Annotated in this window: 17 protein-coding genes; 11 read left to right on the top strand and 6 right to left on the bottom strand. The window is 71.4% G+C overall.

Annotated features, from left to right (window positions below; all coding sequences use genetic code 11):
• Positions 1 to 86: 86 nt before the first annotated feature.
• Complete coding sequence (locus ACFVDP_RS30680; RefSeq protein WP_383496757.1) at positions 87 to 740, top strand: response regulator; 654 nt, start codon at positions 87 to 89, stop codon at positions 738 to 740.
• Between the two features lie 310 nt (positions 741 to 1,050).
• Entirely contained in the window at positions 1,051 to 1,836 is a 786-nt protein-coding gene (locus ACFVDP_RS30675; RefSeq protein WP_383497090.1) for an SAM-dependent methyltransferase, read from the top strand.
• 29 nt (positions 1,837 to 1,865) lie between these two features.
• Here the strand turns inward: ACFVDP_RS30675 and ACFVDP_RS30670 are convergent, their stop codons facing one another.
• The gene (locus ACFVDP_RS30670) at positions 1,866 to 2,942 is read right to left on the bottom strand and encodes a GNAT family N-acetyltransferase (protein ID WP_383496755.1); all 1,077 of its coding nucleotides are present in this window, start codon (positions 2,940 to 2,942) and stop codon (positions 1,866 to 1,868) included.
• A gap of 221 nt (positions 2,943 to 3,163) precedes the next feature.
• On the opposite strand from ACFVDP_RS30670, the gene ACFVDP_RS30665 reads away from it, so the two are divergent.
• Entirely contained in the window at positions 3,164 to 3,502 is a 339-nt protein-coding gene (locus tag ACFVDP_RS30665) for a DoxX family protein (protein WP_383496751.1), read from the top strand.
• A 12-nt stretch (positions 3,503 to 3,514) separates the two neighbouring features.
• Here ACFVDP_RS30665 and ACFVDP_RS30660 read toward each other — a convergent pair whose 3' ends face one another.
• A complete protein-coding gene (locus ACFVDP_RS30660) occupies positions 3,515 to 4,096 on the bottom strand; it encodes a GNAT family N-acetyltransferase (RefSeq protein WP_383496749.1) in 582 nt (193 codons plus the stop codon).
• 147 nt (positions 4,097 to 4,243) lie between these two features.
• Between ACFVDP_RS30660 and ACFVDP_RS30655 the strand changes: the two genes are divergently transcribed.
• The 3 genes from ACFVDP_RS30655 to ACFVDP_RS30645 are packed head-to-tail and all read left to right on the top strand — an operon-like array spanning position 4,244 to position 6,523.
• A complete protein-coding gene (locus ACFVDP_RS30655; RefSeq protein WP_383496746.1) occupies positions 4,244 to 5,179 on the top strand; it encodes a sugar kinase in 936 nt (311 codons plus the stop codon).
• Between the two features lie 4 nt (positions 5,180 to 5,183).
• Positions 5,184 to 5,930 (top strand): IclR family transcriptional regulator, encoded by a 747-nt coding sequence (locus ACFVDP_RS30650; RefSeq protein WP_383496743.1) that lies wholly within the window; start codon positions 5,184 to 5,186, stop codon positions 5,928 to 5,930.
• Positions 5,918 to 6,523: a bifunctional 4-hydroxy-2-oxoglutarate aldolase/2-dehydro-3-deoxy-phosphogluconate aldolase gene (locus ACFVDP_RS30645; protein ID WP_383496740.1), complete on the top strand. Its 606-nt coding sequence runs from the start codon at positions 5,918 to 5,920 to the stop codon at positions 6,521 to 6,523. Before ACFVDP_RS30650 ends, ACFVDP_RS30645 begins: the two co-directional genes overlap by 13 nt.
• A gap of 488 nt (positions 6,524 to 7,011) precedes the next feature.
• Here the strand turns inward: ACFVDP_RS30645 and ACFVDP_RS30640 are convergent, their stop codons facing one another.
• Both ACFVDP_RS30640 and ACFVDP_RS30635 read right to left on the bottom strand, forming a co-directional pair.
• Positions 7,012 to 8,835, bottom strand: a complete 1,824-nt coding sequence (locus tag ACFVDP_RS30640) for an MFS transporter (protein ID WP_383496737.1) — start codon at positions 8,833 to 8,835, stop codon at positions 7,012 to 7,014.
• A 145-nt stretch (positions 8,836 to 8,980) separates the two neighbouring features.
• Positions 8,981 to 11,608, bottom strand: a complete 2,628-nt coding sequence (locus ACFVDP_RS30635; protein WP_383496734.1) for a D-alanyl-D-alanine carboxypeptidase — start codon at positions 11,606 to 11,608, stop codon at positions 8,981 to 8,983.
• 204 nt (positions 11,609 to 11,812) lie between these two features.
• Between ACFVDP_RS30635 and ACFVDP_RS30630 the strand changes: the two genes are divergently transcribed.
• From ACFVDP_RS30630 to ACFVDP_RS30620, 3 genes are all read left to right on the top strand, one after another.
• Complete coding sequence (locus tag ACFVDP_RS30630; protein ID WP_383496732.1) at positions 11,813 to 12,553, top strand: GPP34 family phosphoprotein; 741 nt, start codon at positions 11,813 to 11,815, stop codon at positions 12,551 to 12,553.
• 346 nt (positions 12,554 to 12,899) lie between these two features.
• The gene (locus ACFVDP_RS30625; protein ID WP_383496729.1) at positions 12,900 to 13,757 is read left to right on the top strand and encodes a helix-turn-helix domain-containing protein; all 858 of its coding nucleotides are present in this window, start codon (positions 12,900 to 12,902) and stop codon (positions 13,755 to 13,757) included.
• A 270-nt stretch (positions 13,758 to 14,027) separates the two neighbouring features.
• On the top strand, positions 14,028 to 14,228 hold the full coding sequence (locus tag ACFVDP_RS30620; protein WP_383496727.1) for a DUF397 domain-containing protein: 201 nt from the start codon (positions 14,028 to 14,030) through the stop codon (positions 14,226 to 14,228).
• A 151-nt stretch (positions 14,229 to 14,379) separates the two neighbouring features.
• On the opposite strand, the gene ACFVDP_RS30615 is transcribed toward ACFVDP_RS30620, so the two are convergent.
• Positions 14,380 to 15,252, bottom strand: coding sequence for a hypothetical protein (locus tag ACFVDP_RS30615; protein ID WP_383496725.1), 873 nt, complete (start codon positions 15,250 to 15,252; stop codon positions 14,380 to 14,382).
• Positions 15,253 to 15,332: 80 nt separating this feature from the next.
• On the opposite strand from ACFVDP_RS30615, the gene ACFVDP_RS30610 reads away from it, so the two are divergent.
• Both ACFVDP_RS30610 and ACFVDP_RS30605 read left to right on the top strand, forming a co-directional pair.
• Entirely contained in the window at positions 15,333 to 16,127 is a 795-nt protein-coding gene (locus ACFVDP_RS30610; protein WP_383496722.1) for an SDR family oxidoreductase, read from the top strand.
• 355 nt (positions 16,128 to 16,482) lie between these two features.
• Entirely contained in the window at positions 16,483 to 18,051 is a 1,569-nt protein-coding gene (locus tag ACFVDP_RS30605) for a sodium:solute symporter family protein (RefSeq protein ID WP_383496719.1), read from the top strand.
• Positions 18,052 to 18,238: 187 nt separating this feature from the next.
• Here ACFVDP_RS30605 and ACFVDP_RS30600 read toward each other — a convergent pair whose 3' ends face one another.
• Positions 18,239 to 19,348 carry an ADP-ribosylglycohydrolase family protein gene (locus tag ACFVDP_RS30600; RefSeq protein ID WP_383496717.1) on the bottom strand — a complete coding sequence of 370 codons (1,110 nt, stop codon included), beginning with the start codon at positions 19,346 to 19,348 and terminating at the stop codon, positions 18,239 to 18,241.
• Between the last annotated feature and the right edge of the window lie 28 nt (positions 19,349 to 19,376).

The raw sequence follows: 19,376 nt of genomic DNA, 5'->3' as shown, positions 1-19,376 counted from the left end.
GATCGGCCGTTGGGCGGATGCGCGCGGGCCCTGCGCCGCTACGCTCGGACGACAGTCGCGAAGCGGGTTCGGGCCGGGGTGCCGCCATGATCCGAGTACTTGTCGTCGAGGACCAGCAGGCGATGGCGGGCGCGCTGGAGATCGCGCTCGGGGCCCAGCCCGACCTGGTGTGCGTCGGCGCGGTGGCCACGGTCGAGGAGGCCGTTCCGCTCGTCGCCGCGCAGGCGCCCGACGTGGTGCTGATGGACATCCACCTGCCGGGCGCCGACGGCATCGAGGGCACCCGCCGGATCAGGGCGGACCATCCGCGCACCCGGGTCCTGCTGCTCACCGCGGACACCCGGCCCAGCCAGCTGGTGGCGGGCACCTCGGCGGGGGCGGCCGGATTCATCGCCAAGGACAGCCCGTTCCCCGCCGTCCTCGCGGCCGTCCGCGCCCCGGCCGAGGGACCGGTGTACGTCGAGGAGTCCACGCTGAGCCTGCTCGTCTCGGCGCTCGACTCCCTGCCCGAAGGGCCCGCCCGCGACCATCGGGGGCTCACCCCGCGGGAGGGCGAGGTGCTCCGGCTGATGGGCCAGGGGCTCGGTCCGCGGGCCATCGCGGAGCGGCTCGTGGTGAGCCCGCACACCGCGCGCGGCCATGTGAAGCGGATCATGGCGAAGCTGGGCGCGCACAGTCAGCTGGAGGCGGTCGTCACCGCCGCGCGGTCGGGGCTGCTGCGCGAGTTCCGGGAGCCGTGAGCACCGGACCGGCGCGCACCCGGAACGGCCCATCTGGGCTGCCGGAACAGTGCAGTTGGGGCTGTCACCTCCTGTGCCCCCGCCTCTACGTTGTTCCTATGGGAGGGGCCGCTGTCAGCTCGCCGACGCCGACAGCGGCCGGACTCGGACAGGCCGACCGCGCGACTCCCGCATGCCGGTCCCGTATCTCGTGGGTACGGGACCGGCCTTGATGTGTGCTCCCGGTCAACTACGCCGTTCAAGCCACTAGTTGATGTGCGAAGCTGTCCGTATCTGATCACGGAGGGAGCACAACGTGCAGCGGGACGACATGCAGGCCGGGGTGATCGACACCAGCAGGCCGCATCCTGCGCGGATCTACGACTACCTGCTGGGCGGCAAGAACAACTACGACGTGGACCGGCAGGCCGGCGAGGACCTCATCGCCGTGGCGCCCGAGGCGCGGGACGGGGTGCGGGCGAACCGGGCCTTCATGGAGCGGGCCGTGCGCTTCGCCGTCGGGCAGGGGGTGCGCCAGGTCCTCGACATCGGCACCGGGCTGCCCACCTCGCCGAACGTGCACGAGATCGCGGAGACGACCGCCGGGGAGAGCGTGCGCGTCGCGTACGTCGACAACGACCCGATCGTGAAGGCGCACGGGGACGCGCTGCTCAGCCGCACCGGCTCGACCGGCATCGTCCTGGGTGACGTACGGGATCCGGGGAGCATCACCGGGCACCCCGACGTGCGGCGGCTGATCGACTTCGACGAGCCGCTGGTACTGCTGCTCGTCGCCGTGCTGCACTTCCTCACCGACGACGACGAGCCGGAGCGCGTCGCCGCCGAGCTGCGGGACGCGCTGCCCGCCGGGAGCTATGTGGTGCTGTCGCACGCCACGGGCGACTTCGCGGACCGCAGGAACGCCGAGGCCGGATACAGCAGCAAGGCCTCCGCCTCGCTGAATCTGCGGGCGAAGGACCGGGTGGAGCGCTTCTTCGAGGGCTTCGAGCTGGTCGATCCGGGGCTCTCCCAGATCTCGTACTGGCGGCCCGACTCCCCGCCGCCCGCGGAGGCGGGCAGGATCGGGTTCTACGGGGGTGTGGGCCGCAAGGCCTGAGGACGTACGAGCCGCAGGGCCCCCGGGGCTCACCCGCGCAGCGCGCCCACCGTCTTCAGGAGGCGGTCCGCGCGGTCGCGCAGTCCCGGGTGGGCCAGGACCGTGTTGCGCAGGCCGCGGACCGGGCGGCGCCACAGCCGGTGGGCGGCCGCCACCGGGTGCGGGCGGCTCGCGAAGCCCTCGGTGACGCGCAGTTCACGGGTCTTGAGCCAGTCCTTGTACTCCTTCTCGCCGCGCCCCCAGTCGATCATCCGGATGCCGTGCCGGCCCGCCGCCTCGGCCATCCGCAGATGCATCATCAGGCCCGGCGAGTAGTAGCTGAACTCGGGGTCGTAGGCGGTGAACCAGCCCGCGAAGACCGTGCGGGACGTCGGGCCGAAGTGCGCGGCGACCGGCCGCCCGCCCGCGTAGACGACAGAGAGCACGCCGGTGAAGTGGGGCTCCTGGACGGTCGCGAGATCGGTCACCAGATCCACGATCCAGGGGCGGGCGAAGCGGTCCATCCGGCCGGTGCGGCGGTACTGGGCCGACTTCCAGCGCATCAGCCGGCGCAGCACGGCCGGGTCGTGCTCGTCGTAGACGAAGCGCATCTCCCCCACGTTGCGCGACAGGCGGCGCTCCTTCTTGAGCATCGTCTTGGCCTGCCCCGGATACGTCGCGCGCAGCCACTCCGGGTAGGAGTCGTGGCCGCCGTCCTTGAGGTCCTGCACCGGGGAGGCGAACGTGCCGGTGACGTAGCGGGCGAAGGGCTTCTGCTCCTCCACGAGGTGGTCGAACTCGAACACCGAGAGTCCGCAGGCCCTCAGCAGCTGCTGGGTGTCCCAGCCGACGCCCGGCCGGTGCACCAGCGCCTGGCAGTCGGACAGGCCGAGCCCGATGGCGCGGCCGACGCCGAGCGGGCCCCTCTCGAAGGGCAGGAAGCCGACCGGCTCGCCCCCTTCACGCAACACCGCGACGTGCACACCGGGCCGGTGCCGGGCGACGCCGAGCGCGAACTCCGGTGACAGGAAAGGGTTCTGGTAGTCAGGCGCGTCGTCCATGATCTCGTGCCAGACGGCGCGCAGCGACGCGCTCAGCTCGTCGGGTCTGTACGTGGTGATGTTCACCGTGCGATCGACCGCCCTTCGGCAGGGGCGCGCAGCATGGGCCCCCCCTGTTCCCCCATAGGGCTCAAAGGTCGCGAAACAGTACGCACGCTGTCAAGAGTACTTCGGGCAGCTTCGGTACGAAGTCGGGTACGGCGGCGCTGTCACACTTCCGGCGCGGGCCGCGTCAGTGAGGCAGCGGATCAATTCCGCAGCCCGACAAGCCTGTTGAGGAGCCCCCGATGTCCGTCGCCTTCGTCGTCGTCACCGTGATCGCCGCCGCCATGACCGCCTTCTCGGCCGTCTCCGTCTTTGCCCGCGCCGAGTGGGTGGTCAAGCCCATCGCGGACTACGGCGTCCCGGCCGGCTGGCTGCCGTGGCTGGGCGCGGCCAAGGCCGCGGGGGCCGTGGGCCTGCTCGTCGGGCTCGCCGTGCCGGTGATCGGAGCGATCGCCGGGATCGGCCTGGTGCTGTACTTCGCGGGGGCCGTCGTCACGGTGGTGCGGGCCCGCTGGTTCAGCCACGTACCGTTCCCGCTGCTGTACGCGGCGCCGGTCGTCGCCGCCCTGGCGCTCGCGTAACTCCCCCTCCGGTCAGTCCTGTCGGATGCGTACGTGGACGTGCATGTCGTGCCAGCCGTCCGCGTGCAGCGCGGAGCTGCGCCGGGTGCCCTCCAGCGGGTAGCCGGCCTTCTCCGCGACCCGGCACGAGGGCTCGTTGCCGGTGGAGTGCTCCAGGTCGATGCGGTGGAAGCCGGCCGCCAGGGCCCAGTCCGTCATCGCGGTCAGCGCCCTGGGGGCCACGCCGAGGCCGCGGGCGCCCGCCATCACCCAGTAGCCGACCTCGGCGACCCCGTCCTCCAGGTTCAGGCTCCGCAGGGCCATCCGGCCGAGCGGCTCCCCGTCCGCGGCCCGGACCACCAGCCACTGGGCGCAGGTCTCCTTGTGCCAGCCCGCGCGCACCGACTCCAGCCACTCCCCCGCCTCGTCGGCGGAGTCCATCGTGCGGATGTGCCAGTGCTGGAGCACCGGGTCCTGGAAGGCGGCATGGATCGCCGCGGCGTCCTCGGGTTCGAAGGGGCGCAGGACGAGGTCGCCGTCGGCGGTGCGCAGGGTCGGCTGCGGGGTGCGGGAGAGGGTGCCGGGCGCGATGGCGGGCTGCATCAGGTAGGGCATGGTCCGCAGCATGCCGGGCGGCGCGGGGCGGGCGCATCCGGTTTCCGGAACGGCCTCGGCGAGGCTGTTGCACCATGTGCACGCTCGTTGCGGAGTGGCTGTTAGCGTCGGCCCGAGTGAGTCAGTCCCGCACGACAGGAGCCGCCCGTGCCGTCCCCGTACCGTCCCGAGGTGATCTGCCTCGGCGAGACCATGGCGCAGCTGACCCCGGCCGACGGCGCGGGCCTTGAGCACAGCCGGGAGATCCGGCTCGCCGTCGCGGGCGCCGAGTCGACCGTCGCGCAGTACCTCGCCGATCTGGGGCACCGCACGGCCTGGGCGAGCCGGGTCGGCGACGATCCCTTCGGACGGCGGATCGTCACGGCGGTCGCGGGCCGCGGGGTGGACGTCGCGCACGTGAGCGTCGACCGGGACGCCCCCACCGGCGTCTACTTCAAGGACCCGGCACCGGACGGCACCACCCGCGTCCACTACTACCGGCGCGGCTCGGCCGCCTCCCGGATGACGGCCGCCGACGCGGAGCGCATCGCCCTGGACGGCGTACGGCTGCTGCACCTGACCGGCATCACCCCGGCGCTGTCCGAGGGCTGCGCGGACGCGGTCCGCGTACTCGCGGAACGCGCCGCAGCACACGGCACGCCGCTCTCCTTCGACGTCAACCACCGCCCAGCACTGTGGAGTTCACGGGAGCTGGCGGCGCAGGCGCTGCTCGACCTCGCCCGCCGTGCGGACATCGTGTTCGTCGGCCGCGACGAGGGCGAGGCCCTGTGGGGCACCGCCACCGCCGACGACCTGCACGAGCACCTCGCGCCGCGCGGCACCCTCGTGGTGAAGGACGGCCCGGTCGGCGCGACCGTATTCGCCCCGGGAGTACGGGAGTTCGTGGACGCGCCCGCCGTCGAGGTCGTCGAGGCCGTCGGCGCGGGGGACGCCTTCGCCGCCGGTTATCTCGGCGGGCTGCTCGCCGGGGCGGCGCAGCGCGACCGGCTCGCCCTCGGCCACCGGCTCGCCGGACGCACCCTGCGCAGCGTGGAGGACTACGTCCCGGCCACCGACATCACTCTCTCCGAAGAGCGTGGGTGATCCCGTGTCCCAGACCGTACGGCGGGCCATCGACATCCTGGAGTACGTCGCCCGCAGCCCCCGCACCCAGACCGAGGTCGGCGACCACCTGGGCGTGCACCGCTCGACGGCGCTGCGCATCCTGGAGTCGCTCACCGAGGGCGGCCTCGCGCGCCGGCTGCCCGACGGGCGGTACGCGGTCGGGTACCGGCTCGCCGGACTCGCCCACCTGGCCCGGGAACAGTTCGGGCTGCGGGACATCGCGGCCGGACCGCTGCGCGCCCTCGGCGCGGCCTGCGGGCACACCGTGCACCTCGCCGCGCTGGAGGACGAGCGGATCGTCTACGCCGACAAGGTCGACCCGGCCGACGGGGTGCGGCTGTACGCCGAGATCGGCCGGCCCGTGCCGCTGCACACCGCGGGGGTGGCCAAGGCGATCCTCGCGCACCTGCCGCCGGAGCGGGCCGAACTCCTGCTGGCCGACTGCGACTTCGCGCCCCGCACCGATACGACGATCACCGACCGGGGCGCTTATCGGGCGGCCCTCGAAACGGTGCGGGGGCGCGGCTGGGCCGTCGACGACGGCGAGTACGAGTCCTACGTGAACTGTGTCGCCGTCCCCGTACGGGACTGCGGCGGCGAGGTCGTCGCGGCCGTGTCGGTGACCGCGCTCAAGGCGCGGGCCGGCCTCGACGCGCTGATCCGTGACGTCCTGCCCGATCTGCTGACCACGACCGAGACGATCTCCAGGGAGCTGGGATGGCGACCATGACGACCTTCGACACGTTGTTCGCCGGGGTGCCGGTGATGGCGATCCTGCGCGGGATGTCCGCCGAGAAGTCCGTCGAGCTGGCCTCGCGGGCCTGGGACCTGGGCATCGAGTGCGTCGAGGTGCCGGTGCAGAGCGAGGAGGCGGCGCGGGTGCTCGGGGCGGTGGTCGCCGCCGGTGCCGAGCGGGGGAAACCGGTGGGGGCCGGGACCGTCACCGGCATGGAGCGGTTGGAGTGGGCGGTTTCGGCGGGGGCGGCGTTCACCGTGGCGCCGGGTCTCAACGCCGCCGTGGCGCGGGCCAGCGCCGTCGCCGGGCTTCCGCATCTGCCCGGGGTGGCGACGCCCACCGATGTGCAGGCCGCGCGGGGGCTCGGGCTCGACTGGCTCAAGGCGTTTCCGGCGAGTGTGCTGGGGGTGGAGTGGTTCCGGGCCATGCGGGGGCCGTTCCCGGAGGTGCCGTTCGTGGCCACCGGTGGCATCGATGCCGGCAACGCCGCCGAGTACCTGGCGGCCGGCGCCCGGGTCGTCGCGGTGGGCTCCGCCCTGGAGGACCCGACCCAACTCCCCCGCCTCGCGGCCCTACTGTCCCACTGAGCCCGTCTCACGCCTGCGACCCGGTGGGGGGCTGGTCGCGCAGTTCCCCGCGCCCCTAGGTAGTTCGTCGCCTGCGGGCCGGTGGCCGCTTCTCGCGCCGTTCCCCGCGCCCCTAGGTAGTTCTCCGCCTGCGGGCCGGTGGCCGCTTCTCGCGCAGTTCCCCGCGCCCCTGAGGCAGGCGCTACGCGCCGCCTCCCCTCGGAGGCTGCGCTGCGCGCGCCTCCATCCGAAGGCAAGGGGCGCACCTCCCCCCTGAACCAGGGCCGCGCCTCCACCCTGGGTGGGTGGCGCGCCTTGATGGAGACAGCGCACGAAGTGCGCATCTCCAGGGGCGCGGGGAACTGCGCGAGAAGCGGCCACCGGGCCGCACACGACCGACTACCCAGGGGCGCGGGGAACTGCGCGACCAGCCCCCACCCGCCCGCAGCCAAACGACAACCCGAAAAGGGGCGCGGGGGAACCGCGACGAGCGCCGCACAGGGGCACCGTCAGCGGAGTTCCTCCGGGCACGGGGTTCCCCGCGACCACTGGTACGGCGCCGCCAGGCGATAGGTGCCGGGCCTCGGGGCGAGGAGCACGGTCCACTGGTCACCCGAGTCGTCCTTGTCGGTCTCCATCAGGCACCCGTGCACATTGTCGAACGCCCGCGGAAGGCTGTCGTCCGCCTCCCGCGCCCGCTTCGACGCCTCGGTCTCCTGCGGCGTACCGACACCCTTGCCGTCGGCGTCCACGACGGACAGCCACGGCGAGTACGGGATCCGGATCAGCACCCGCCCCGGCTTCGTCACCTCGATGGTCAGCTCGCTCTGCTCGGCGGCATCGACCCGCGCGTGCGGCTCGGCCATCGGCGTCGGATCGGTGACGGCGAACAGCTGCCAGTTGGCGTCGCCCCACACCTGCTTCAGATAGGGCAGCCCGCGCTGCACCAGCTCCCGCTCACGCTCACCACCGGAGCCGTCGGGCTCCCCCTTGGGCAGCACCACATAGTGCACGGCCCAACGCTTGAGCCATTCGTGGTAGTTCGCGGAGTTGAGCGTGTCGTCGTAGAAGAGGGGGTTGCGCTGCATGTCGTTCTGCCGGTTCCAGCCGCGCGCCAGATTCACGTACGGCGCGAGCGCGGAGGCCTCCCGGTGCGAGCGGGCGGGCACGACCTCGACGCGGCCGCGCTCGGCGCTGACCTGCTGGAGTTCATTGACGAGCGGCGCCAGCTCGCGGGCCCAGGAGGCGGCCGGGGTGGTGTGCACGACGTCGTCGACGGACTTGAAGCCGATCCACCCGTTGAACCCGACGAACGCGATGACGATGACGTACCACTTGCGTGAGCGCGGCACGGTGAACGGCAGCGCGGCCAGCAGCGCGACGCCCGCGAACAGCATCGGGAGGCGGGTGATGTTGGAGCCGATCTGCGAGCTGATCAGCCACACCAGCAGCACGGCGAGGGTGTAGACGGCGGAGGTGATCCGGACCGTCACCCATTCCTTGGGGACGAGGACGTAGGTGAGGACGCCGTAGACCATCGGCAGCAGCGCCGACCAGAACGACATCGGCTGCGTCCCCGAGAACGGGAACAGCCACGCCGAGAGCCCGACCACGGCGGCGGGCGCGATCCCGAGCGCGTACGCTCCCGGCCGTCTCTTCTGGAGGAAGAGCGCCACGGCGACGAGCCCGACGAAGAGCCCGGCCACCGGCGAGCAGGCGGTCGCGATGCCGGCCAGCGGGGCCGCGACGACGGCCTTCGCCCAGCGCTTGTAGCGCCAGCGGTGCGGCCAGCAGAAGACGGCGGCGACGGCGCCGAGCCCGAACATCATGCCGAGCCCGAACGTGACCCGGCCCGAAGCCGCGTTGCACAGCAGCGCGAAGACCCCGGCGAGCGCGGGCCACAGCGGCCTGGCGACGGCCCGCGAACGGATCAGGATCATGGTCAGCAGGGCGGCGGAGAGCGTCCCCGCGATCATCATCGTCGTCCGCACACCGAGCACGGACATCAGATAGGGCGACACCACGCTGTACGAGACCGGGTGCATGCCGCCGTACCAGGCGAGGTTGTACGCGGAGTCGGGGTGCCGGCCCACGAACTCGGCCCACGCGTCCTGCGCGGCGAGGTCACCGCCACTGTTCGCGAACGTGAAGAACCAGATGAGGTGCAGGATCCCGGCGATCGCGGTGGCGAGCAGGACGGGATGCTGTGCGGCACGCCGCGCCGCCGCTCTCCTCGCCGTACCGCGCGACTCGTGCGCGGGCCGTATTCGTACGCGCTCCGAGCCCGGCTCCGCGTCCGCGTCGTCGGCACGCGTCGGCTCCGCTGTGGCCACTGCTGACACTCCCCGTACGTACCGTTGTGACGACCGAGGGGAACGTCCCGAACGCCCCGGTCCTGCCCCGGTCTCGCGACGCTAGCACGGCACCTGTGAACGGGCGCCGCGGGAGGCCGGTGGTCACCAGCCTCCCGCAACCACCTCAGCCGACGCGCTTGATTTTCGCTCCGAAGCCGGGCTCGGCGAGGTCGCTCTGCAGCGCGACGGGCACCTCGACGGCCCCGCCCTCCCCGTCGCCCACCTTGAGCACGCCCACCTTGGTACCGGCGGTGGCGGTGTGCGGAACGGTTTTTCCGCTCTGGTCGGCGATCTCCAGCTTGACGGTCTTGCCGGCCCAGCCGACCGCGGTGACGTTCTTGGTCAGCACGACCGGCGTGTGCCCTCCGAGGCCGTCGTCCACGTACCCGACGACGTCGCCCTTCTTCAGGATGGTCGCCGGCTTCAGGGCGCCCTGGGCGGCGATCATCGCCGTCTTGCTGACCGCGTTGACGGTGTCGATGATCGGCGCCTTGTGCTGGCCGAGGATCGCGCCGACGACGGTGACGGTCTCGCCGCCGACCTCCTTGGTCGCGGCGAACAGCAGGTTGCCGCCCGCCTTCGTCGTCGTGCCCGTCTTGATGCCGATGGCGCCGTCGTACGGGACCAGCCGGTTGTAGTTGGTCCACGTCTTGCCCGACGGGTCCTTCCATACCGGCAGCTTGGTGATGTCGGTGAGCGCCTTGATCTGCACCAGCTCGTTGCCGAGCTTCACCTGGTCCTCGGCGGTGGAGACGGTGCTCTCCTTCAGGCCCGAGGGGTCGGTGTACGTGGTGTTCTTCATGCCGAGCTTCTTGGCGGTGGCGTTCATCTTCTTGACGAACGCCTCCTCGGAACCGGCGTCCCAGCGCGCGAGCAGCCGCGCGATGTTGTTGGCCGACGGGATCATCACGGCCGACAGCGCGTCCTTCTCGGAGAGCTTGTCGCCCTCCTTGACGGTGTTCAGCGTCGACTCGTTCTGCCCGTCGGCGTCGTAGCCGCCCTCCTTCTCGGCGGTCTTGTCGACGCTGATCTCGGGGCCGCCCGCACCCGCCTTCAGGGGGTGGTCGCGCAGGATGATGTACGCGGTCATGGACTTGGCGACCGAGCCGATCGGCACCGGCGTCTGCTTGCCGAAGTCGTCCATGGTGCCGATGCCCTGGACGTCCATCCAGCCCTGGCCCTCGGACGGCCACGGCAGCTTCGTGCTGTCGCCGTCGAAGGAGTACGAGTCGTCGGCGGTCAGCGCCAGCGTGGGCGTCGGCAGCGGGCGTACGGCCTGCACGATCGCAAACGCGACGATCAGGAGGATGACGATCGGCGTCCACACCTTGACCCGGCGCACCGCGGTGCGGGTGCGGGTCTCCGGCGGGGGCGGGGTGTTGGTCAGCTCGGCGAGCAGGTCGATCGGCGGCTTCGGCGGCAACGGCTGCTGCCGCGTCCGCTCGGGCTCCGCGACGGCGGGCCCGTCCGCCTTCGCGGCAGCGGGGCCGCTCTCGTCGAGCGGCTTGAGCGGCACGAACCGACTGGTCCGCTCAGCCTCGGACTCTTCCTTGGCACCGGCCTTCCCGGCCCCCCCGGCGGCGGGCGACTTCAGCATCGTGGTCGGCTGATCGACCGGCGGCTGAACGGCCTTGAAGACGGCGGTGGGCTGGTCGACGGCGGCGGGCTTGGCGTCAGCGGGCTTGGCGCCGCTGTCCTTGGCATCCGCGCCCTTGGCACCGGCAACCTCGGCCGCGGTGTCCTTGGCGTCGACGGGCTTGGCGCTGGCGCCCTTGGCGTCGGCTTCGGGAGCGGCGGGCTTGGTGCCGGTGTCCTCGGCGTCGGCGTCCTTGGCCGCGGGCTTGGCGTCCGCGTCCTCGGCGTCGCTGCCCTCGGCATCCGCGCCCTTGGCGGCCGCCTCCGGACCGGCAGGCTTGGCGTCGGCGGGCTCAGGGTCCGCGGGCTCAGGGTCCGCGGGCTCAGGGTCCGCGTCCTCGGCGCCGCTGTCCTCGGCCTCGGCAGCCTCGGCGTCCGCGCCTGCGGGCTTCGCGTCGGCCGGCTCGGCGTCCGCGTCCTCGGCGTCGGCCCCCTTGGCGGCAGCCTCCGGGGCGGCAGCCTCGGCGTCCACGGGCTCGGCGGCCGAATCCTCGGCTCCGGTTCCCTTTGCGTCCGCACTCCCGGCGGCAGCCTCCGGGGCGACGGGCTCGGCGTCGGCCGGCTTGCCGTCCGCGTCCTCGGCGCCGCTGTCCTTGGCGTCCGCGGCCTCGGCCACGGTCTCCGGGGCGGCATCCTCGGCCCCCGAGTCCCCGGCGTCCGCGCCCGCGGGCTCGGCAGCGGAATCCTCGGCGTCGGCGTCCGGCACGGCGGCGCTCTCCTCGCTCACGTCGTCGGCGTCGGCCGGCCCGGCCTCCTCGGACCCCGCACCGGCGGAGCCCCCCGCACTGTCACTCGTACCGCCACCGGACACCCACGCGGCCACAGCGGCGCGCAACCGCGCGTCACCGGGCTCGTCCGCACCCGCGTCGGCCCCGGCGGCCGACTCCGTCTCCGTACCCGAAGTACCCGAAGCACCCGGACCGGACCGCGTACCCGCCGCGGAGCCGGATCCGGAACCGGACCCCGTCCCCGCGGCGTCACGGACCGAGAAGACCGCCGTAGCGCGATCCACCTCCGGGCTCGTCTCCCGCGCCACAGCGAGGCGCGGATCGCGCTCCTGCGAGCCCGGGCCTCCCGACGCCTGCTGCTCTCCCGACCTGTCGGGGGTCCCCGCCACCGATGCCTCCTCGACCGCTAACCACTAGACGCCGACGCAAACCAGCGCTGTCCGAACCATGTACCAGTGTCCTGTGTGGGGGCTTAACCCACGTGGTAGACGAGAACGACATACCTACTGGTTCCCTACCAAAGCCCCCACGCACTCTCGACAGACCAATGTGAGAGGGGTCACCCTGTCATTCATCCACGCGGGGAGGCATGGATGGGCAGGAGCCGCAGAACAATTCCGGAGGAGCTTCTGCTGCTCGCTCTGGACCCGGCCACGGGTACCACAGCGCAGCCGCAGTCGCTCGACCTAGGTCTGGCCGGAGCACAGCTAGTAGAGCTGGCGCTGGCCGGACGGATAGCCCCAGACGGGGATCGTATCGCCGTGGTGGCACCACGGCCGACCGGAGATCCGACTCTGGACTGCGCGTTGGAGTTGCTGCGAAGGCGCGGCGCTCCTGTGCGGGCAGTCCACTGGATTGGCGGGCCACGACTGGGGCTTCGCCAGACCTACCTCTCGCACCTGGAGCGGTGCGGCATGGTGCATGCCGTGGCCGGCCAGATGTGCGGGGTACTGCCGACGACTCGCTACCAGGCGACGGACACGGCGATCAGCCGGGAGATCAGGGCCCGGCTGGACAGTGCGATCCGTACCGGCGTCCCGCCGGACCCACGGACCGCGGCGCTCGCCGCACTGGCCCACGCGGTCGGACTCGGCAAGCACCTGTACCCGGGCAACGAGGGACGATCGTCCCGCTCCCGGTTGCGGGATCTGATCAGGCACGACCCGATGGGCGGCCTCGTGGCGCACGCCGTGATGGACGTCCAGAACGGGGTGGCCGCGCAGCCACGCCGTTCGCCCGCCACCCCGGCGGGCCGGGGCGCACCGGAACCCGCAAGGGGCGTTCCGATGCAACAGCACCACCACGGCCACATGGCGCGCGCCGCGGCCCACTGAGGAGACTCGGAAGCCGTCGGCGCAGCACTGTGCGAGCCATGGGCACCACCAGCAGTACGAGCACCACCAGCACCACGAGTAACTGACTCACCAACCGCACCAGCGCCGCACCGCAGTCCCCAAGACCCGGTTCGGGAGCCGCTGTACCGCGCGGGGTGATGCGCCCGGCGTCCGTCCTCCGCACCGCGGAGCGGACCCCGGGGCATCGCCCCGCGCGGTCGCGTTCCCGCTGCGCACCCCCCGCATATCCGCTGTTTGGCAGCGGTGGCGGCCGGTTGGTGGCAATCTGCTGAACAGCAGATACGCAACGTACAAAAAAATGCACGCAGCCGGAGGTGCACGTCCCGTGGCGTCCAACGTCAATCCCACCGTCAGGCGACGCCGGTTGGGCCAGGAGCTGCGGAGGCTCCGTGAGCTCAAGGGCATGACCGCCGAGGAGGTCGCCGAGCGCCTGCTGGTGTCGCAGTCGAAGATCAGCCGCCTGGAGAACGGGCGGCGCAGCATCAGCCAGCGCGATGTCCGCGACCTGTGCGGGGTCTACGAGGTCGAGGACCACCGCATCGTGGACTCGCTGATGCAGATGGCCAAGGACTCGCGCCAGCAGGGCTGGTGGCACTCCTTCGGCGACATCCCGTACAGCGTGTACATCGGCCTGGAGACGGACGCGGCGAGCCTGCGCGTCTACGACCCCCAGGTCGTCCCGGGCCTGCTGCAGACCCGGGGCTACGCGGAGGCGCTCATCAACGGCGCGCTGCCGGAGACGATGCCGTCGGACATCGACAAGCGCGTCCAGGTCCGGATGCGGCGCCAGGAGCGCATCCAGGCGCCCGACAACCCGCTGCGCCTGTGGACGGTGCTCGACGAGGCGGCGCTGCGCCGCACGGTCGGCGGCCGGGGCATCATGCGGGAGCAGTTGGAGCACTTGGTCGAGCAGTCCCAGCTGCCGCACGTGACGGTCCAGGTCATCCCGTTCGAGATGGGCGCGCACCCGGGGCTCAACGGGCAGTACGCGATTCTGGAGTTCCCCGACGCGGCGGATTCCAGCGTGGTCTATATCGAGGGCGTCACCAGCGACCTGTACCTGGAGAAGGCCAACGATGTGCAGAAGTACAGCGTCATGTACGAGCATTTGCGGGCACAAGCGCTGAATGTGGACCAATCGCAACAGTTCATCTCCGAGATCGCCAAGGAGTACGCTCGCTGACGATCTTCGGCGGCCTTTCCGGAAGATCAAATTCCGGGCAGATTCGGCATTCTCCGCGACTTCGGGACAAAGGCGCCGCACGGTACACCTTCGCCTCTGGCGAACGGAAGACCCCAGTGGAATATGCCATCCGGTCGAGTGAATGCCCGCTTCACGCACCCGAGTTGGCGAGTAGCGTCGATCACGCCACCGAGTCACCATCGTTGGCGGGAACCGCTCTGGATCACCGAGCGGGGATGTAATTCGACCACTGGCTAAACCGGAGCGAACATGGCAATCCAGCAAGGCGCCACGGAATCCTGGATCAAGTCCTCGTATTCCACGGGCAACGGCGCGTGCGTAGAGGTCAAGTCTCCCGTGGTGCACGCCATCGCGGTACGGGACTCGAAGGTCGTGGAAGGGCCTTCGATCGGCTTCACGCCCGGCTCGTGGACCGCGTTCGTGCACGAGGTGAGCACGGGCGCGTTCTGACCGCACGGAGACACCCGCGGCACGAAGCGTGCCGATGCACCACGGCTCAACAACCGCATACGCACAGCAAGCATCACAGAGCAACACTGAGCATCACTGTGGGAGCCCTCTCGACTGGTCGCCGTCCTGGCCGAGGGGGCTCGGCCGTATCTCAGCGGAGCCGGTCCACGTACCGGTCGGTCCCCGGCACCGTCGGGACGAACGGCGCCATCAGCTCCACCCGCGCCCCGAGCCCCGCCCCCGCCACCCGCTCGCCGAGCCCCGCGAAGTGCTCCTGCCAGCACTCGCGCGGATCCGCCTCCAGGAACCAGAGCAGCGTCAGCCGGGTGTCGACGCCCTCGACCTGCTTCACGTACGTCATCCTGTCGCCCGGCAGCGGTGTCGGCCTGAAGAGCGTGACCATGGCCGCCGGTGAGCCCGCGAGCGTCTTCGGCAGATGGCGCGCGCGCAGCCACTCCACGAGTCCGGCGCGCTGCTCCGGCCGCTCGACGTCGATGACCTCCACGACCAGACCCGCGTACGGGTGGTCGAGGGCGTGGAAGTCCCGGGGTCCGGCCGCCCCGTCCCGGTAGACGGTCGCCTCGTGGTCCTGGAAGGCCGTGAAGACGTGGGTGCGGTCCTGGTAGACCCGGCCGTCCCGGTTGAGCCGCTTGTTGATGCCGACGGTCCATTTCATGTGCTCGTCGTAGCGGCCCTCGGTGACCCAGTACGTGGAGAGGTAGCAGCCCGCCGTGACCGGCTCGGCGACCGCCGACTTCTCCGGGTAGCGCAGGAGCTGGAGGTCGCGGGTGGCGACCCAGCGGCGCCCGGCGAACATCCAGGGCATGGCCATCGCGCCGGCGTAGTAGTGGTCGTCCTCGTACCAGCGGTTGTACGCGTACTCGTGGCCCGGGTGCGGTTCGACCATGGTGATCAGGGCGTGCCCGGGGCGCACTCCGTACGGGCCGACGGCCGCCAGTTCCGCGTAGGTCTCACTGTGGGTGTCCGAGTCACCGTGGGTGCCCGAGTCACTGTGGGTGTCCATGCCGATCCCCTTCCGTCCTCCGTGCGACGCCCCTACTCTGACGCTCCGTCAGAAAGATGACCAGAGCCGGGAGGCGACCGATGGGGAATGGTGAGCTGCTCGCCGGGAAGACCGTGATCATTTCCGGCGTCGGCGCCGGGCTCGGTCACCAGGTGGCCGCGGCCGTGCTGCGCGACGGCGGCAACGCGGTGCTCGGGGCGCGCACGGAGGCCAATCTGGCCAAGGCCGCCGCCGAGCTGGACCCGGCCGGCGCCCGGACCGCGTACCGGGCCACGGACATCACCGACGAGGGGCAGTGCGCGGCCCTCGCCGAGCTGGCCCGCGAGCGGTTCGGCGGGGTGGACGCGGTGGTCCATGTCGCCGCCTGGGACAGCTACTTCGGCGGCCTGGAGGACGCCGACTTCGAGACCTGGCGCGGGGTGCTCGACGTCAATCTGCTCGGCACGCTGCGCATGACCCGAGCCTGCCTGCCCGCCCTCAAGGAGCGCGGCGGCTCGGTCGTCATCATCGGGACGCAGTCGGCCGTGGCGGCGCCGACCCAGGTGTGGCAGGCGGCGTACGCGGCGTCGAAGGGCGCGCTGACGAGCGCGATGTACTCCCTGGCGCGGGAGTTGGGGCCGCACCGGATCCGGGTGAACACGGTGCTGCCGGGCTGGATGTGGGGCCCGCCGGTGCAGGCCTTCGTCCAGTTCACGGCGCACACCGAGAAGGTGCCGGAGGACGAGGTCCTGGGGCGGCTCACCGAACGGATGGCCCTGCCCGAACTCGCCACGGACGGCGATGTGGCCGACGCGGCGGTCTTCTTCGCGTCGGACCGGGCCCGCGCGATCACCGGTCAGCAACTGCTGGTGAACGCGGGCGAACTCATGCACTGATCATCGGAGTCGAGAACACTCCTCTCACGCGACCGCACGGGACCCGCATCCCGTGCGGTCGTTCGCGTCTGTGCGCTGCTGGTGGCTCTGATGGCTCTGGTGGCTACTGACGAAGTGCCCGCTCATGGTGTGGCCCCGGTCACGTTCACGACAACTCCCCGCCGGGTCACGAAAGTGCAAAATCGTTCGACTTGCTGATCTCGGTTCACATCCATGACCGTGAGAGCCCTTGACCGGCTCCCCGAACAAGGGGTTCAATCCCCGAAGTCCCCACTCCCGCACGGGGGCGCCCGCTGAAACGGACGTACTGACGAAGAGCCGCAACGTTCACAAGGCGGACCCCTGGAGGGGGCACATGAACAGTCTCGACTGGGTCGTGCTCATCGGCTATTTCGGCATCATGATCGCGATCGGCGTCTGGTCCCACAAACGTGTGGACAACGTCTCCGACTTCTTCACGGCCGGCGGCAAGATGCCGTGGTGGCTGTCGGGCATCTCGCACCACATGTCCGGGTACAGCGCGGTGATGTTCACCGGTTACGCCGGCATCGCGTACACGTACGGCGTGACGTCCTTCGTCACCTGGTCCTTCCCGATCGCGATCGGGATCGCCATCGGCGCCAACCTCTTCGCACCCCGGGTCAACCGCCTGCGGTCCCGGCTGCACGTGGCGTCACCCCTCGAATACCTGAAGAACCGCTACAACCTGCCGACCCAGCAGGCGCTCGCCTGGTCCGGCATGCTGCTGAAGATCGTCGACGTGGCGGCGAAGTGGGCGGCCATCGCCACCCTGCTCTCGGTGTTCACCGGCATCTCCCTCAACCAGGGCATCCTGATCACCGGCGCCATCACCGCCGTCTACTGCACCATCGGCGGGCTGTGGGCCGACGCCCTCACCGAGCTGGGCCAGTTCATCATCCAGCTCCTCGCCGGTGTCTCGATGTTCATCGCGGTCGTCATCAAGCTCGACGACAAGAACATCGGCTTCCTCGACGCCTGGAACCGGCCCGAACTCCAGGGCCACGGCAAGCCGCTGGTCGGCCAGTACGGCGCGGTGTTCCTGCTCGCGTTCCTGTTCATCAAGCTCTTCGAGTACAACGGCGGCATGCTCAACCAGGCCCAGCGCTACATGGCCACCGCCTCCCCCAAGGAGGCCACGCGCTCCGCCCGGCTGTCGGCGGTCCTGTGGCTGGTGTGGCCGGCCGTCCTGTTCTTCCCCATGTGGATGTCGCCGCTGCTCGTCCACGCGCAGAAGCCGGACGGCTCCGACTCCTACGGCCTGATGACCGAGCAGCTGCTGCCGCACGGGCTGCTGGGCCTCGTCATCGTCGGGTTCTTCTCGCACACGATGGCCATGTGCTCCTCGGACGCCAACGCCATCGCGGCCGTCTTCACCCGTGACGTCGCCCCGGTGCTCTCCGCCAAGGCGCGCTCCTGGAACGAACGCCGGGGCCTGATCGCCGCCCGGCTGACGACCGTCGTCTTCCTCGGCCTGTCCATGGCGGTGGCCACGCAGGTCAACTCGCCCACCTTCAAGGACATCATCACCGTCGTCATCAAGTGGGTCGCCGGTCTGATGGGGCCGATCGCGATCCCGATGATGCTCGGGCTGCTGCGCGCGTTCCGCAAATCCGGGCCGACCGCGGCGCTCACCAGCTGGGCGATGGGTCTACTGGCCTTCTGGCTGGTCAACTACCCGATCAGCTGGAACGTCGACGGGGGCGTCCCGCTCCAGTACCAGGTCTCGATCCCGCTCGCGGTGTCCCTCGTCCTCTACATCGGCATCGGCTTCATCAAGCCCGAGGACACTCCCGAGCGCGACGACATCATCGAACGCATCAACACCGACGACGACGGCTCCGGTTCGGCAGCTGCCACGATCCCGGCTCCCACCGGGGCCCAGGACGACGTCCAGCGCCTGTAGACCGCGGGTCGCGATCCGGGTGCGGCTCTCGTCGTGGCCGGTCGCGCAGTTCCCCGCGCCCCTGGAGCGTGCGCTTCGCGCAGCTCCCTCGATGGAGATCGCGCACGAAGTGCGCATCTCCAGGGGCGCGGGGAACTGCGCGAGCAACCACGACGCGACCCGCACCCGACCACCGGCCGGCCAGGGCCTACGCCCGTGGATACCGGGCCAGCCACCCCTCAGACGCCCCGGCAGGGCCATGCAGCGCGGCCCCCTGCGTCATCTCCATGGCGAAATCGTCGGCCAGTTCAAGAATCGTGGGCCGGCCCTCAAGCTCCACCACCCACGCCGGAGGCAACGCGGTCTCCCCGTGCAGCGCCCCGAGCAACCCCCCACAGAGCGCCCCGACGGCAGCAGAAGGCCCGTCGTGGTGGACGGCGAGCCCGAGCCCGTGACGGATGTCCTCGCCGACCAGCGCGCAGTACACGGCCCCCGAGAGCGCCCCGACGGCCCCGCCCTCGTCGACGAGTTCCCCGACCCGCGCCGCGTTCGGCATGCCCTGCCGTACGGCGCCCAGCGCATGCTTGAGCGCGTCCGCGACCGGCGGATGCCCGGGCCGTGCGGCGAGCAGGGCGAGAGTCCGCTGGACCGCCGCGTCCAGCGAGTCACCGCGCGCCAGGGCGTGCACGATCACGGCGTACGCGCCCGCCGAGAGATACGCCTCGGGCGCCCCGTGCGTCTGCACGGCGCATTCGACGGCCAGCTGAAGGACGAGCTGCGGCTCCCAGCCGACCAGCAGCCCGAACCCGGCGGACCGCGTCGCCGCCTCGGGCCCGTCCGCGTCGGGGTTCTTGGGCTTGTCCATGGTGCCCATGACGTCGTTGCCGAGCCCGAGCAGGCACGCCGGAACGGCCCCGCGGCGCGCGTACAGCCACTCCTCGCGGGCCAGCCAGCCGTCCTCCTTGCGCCGCTCGTCGGGCCCCCAGTCGCGCTGGGTGGCGGCCCACCGCAGATAGGCCCGGTGCACATCGGTGGGCGGGTGCCAGGCGCCGGTGTCACGGCGCACCTGGGCGCGGATCAGCCCGTCGACGGTGAACAGCGCGAGCTGGGTCGCGGCCGTGACGGCACCGGTGCGGCCGTAGGCGGGCAGCAGCTCGGCGCCGCGCGCGGCGGGGGCGTCGTCCGGCGCCTTCTCGTCGAGCGGGGCACCCAGCGCGTCGCCGAGCGCGGAGCCGAGCAACGCGCCGCGCACCCGGCTGCGGAAGTCCTGCTGTTCGGCGCGGCCCCAGACGGCCCCGGCGGCGGGTGGTGCGCCCATGGCTCTCCTTCGCTGCCCTGCGGCCTTC

Source organism: Streptomyces sp. NPDC057694, from assembly GCF_042799415.1.
GTDB lineage: Bacteria > Actinomycetota > Actinomycetes > Streptomycetales > Streptomycetaceae > Streptomyces.
Note: the sequence above shows the minus strand (reverse complement) of the source record. Positions and strands in the feature narration are given on the sequence as shown.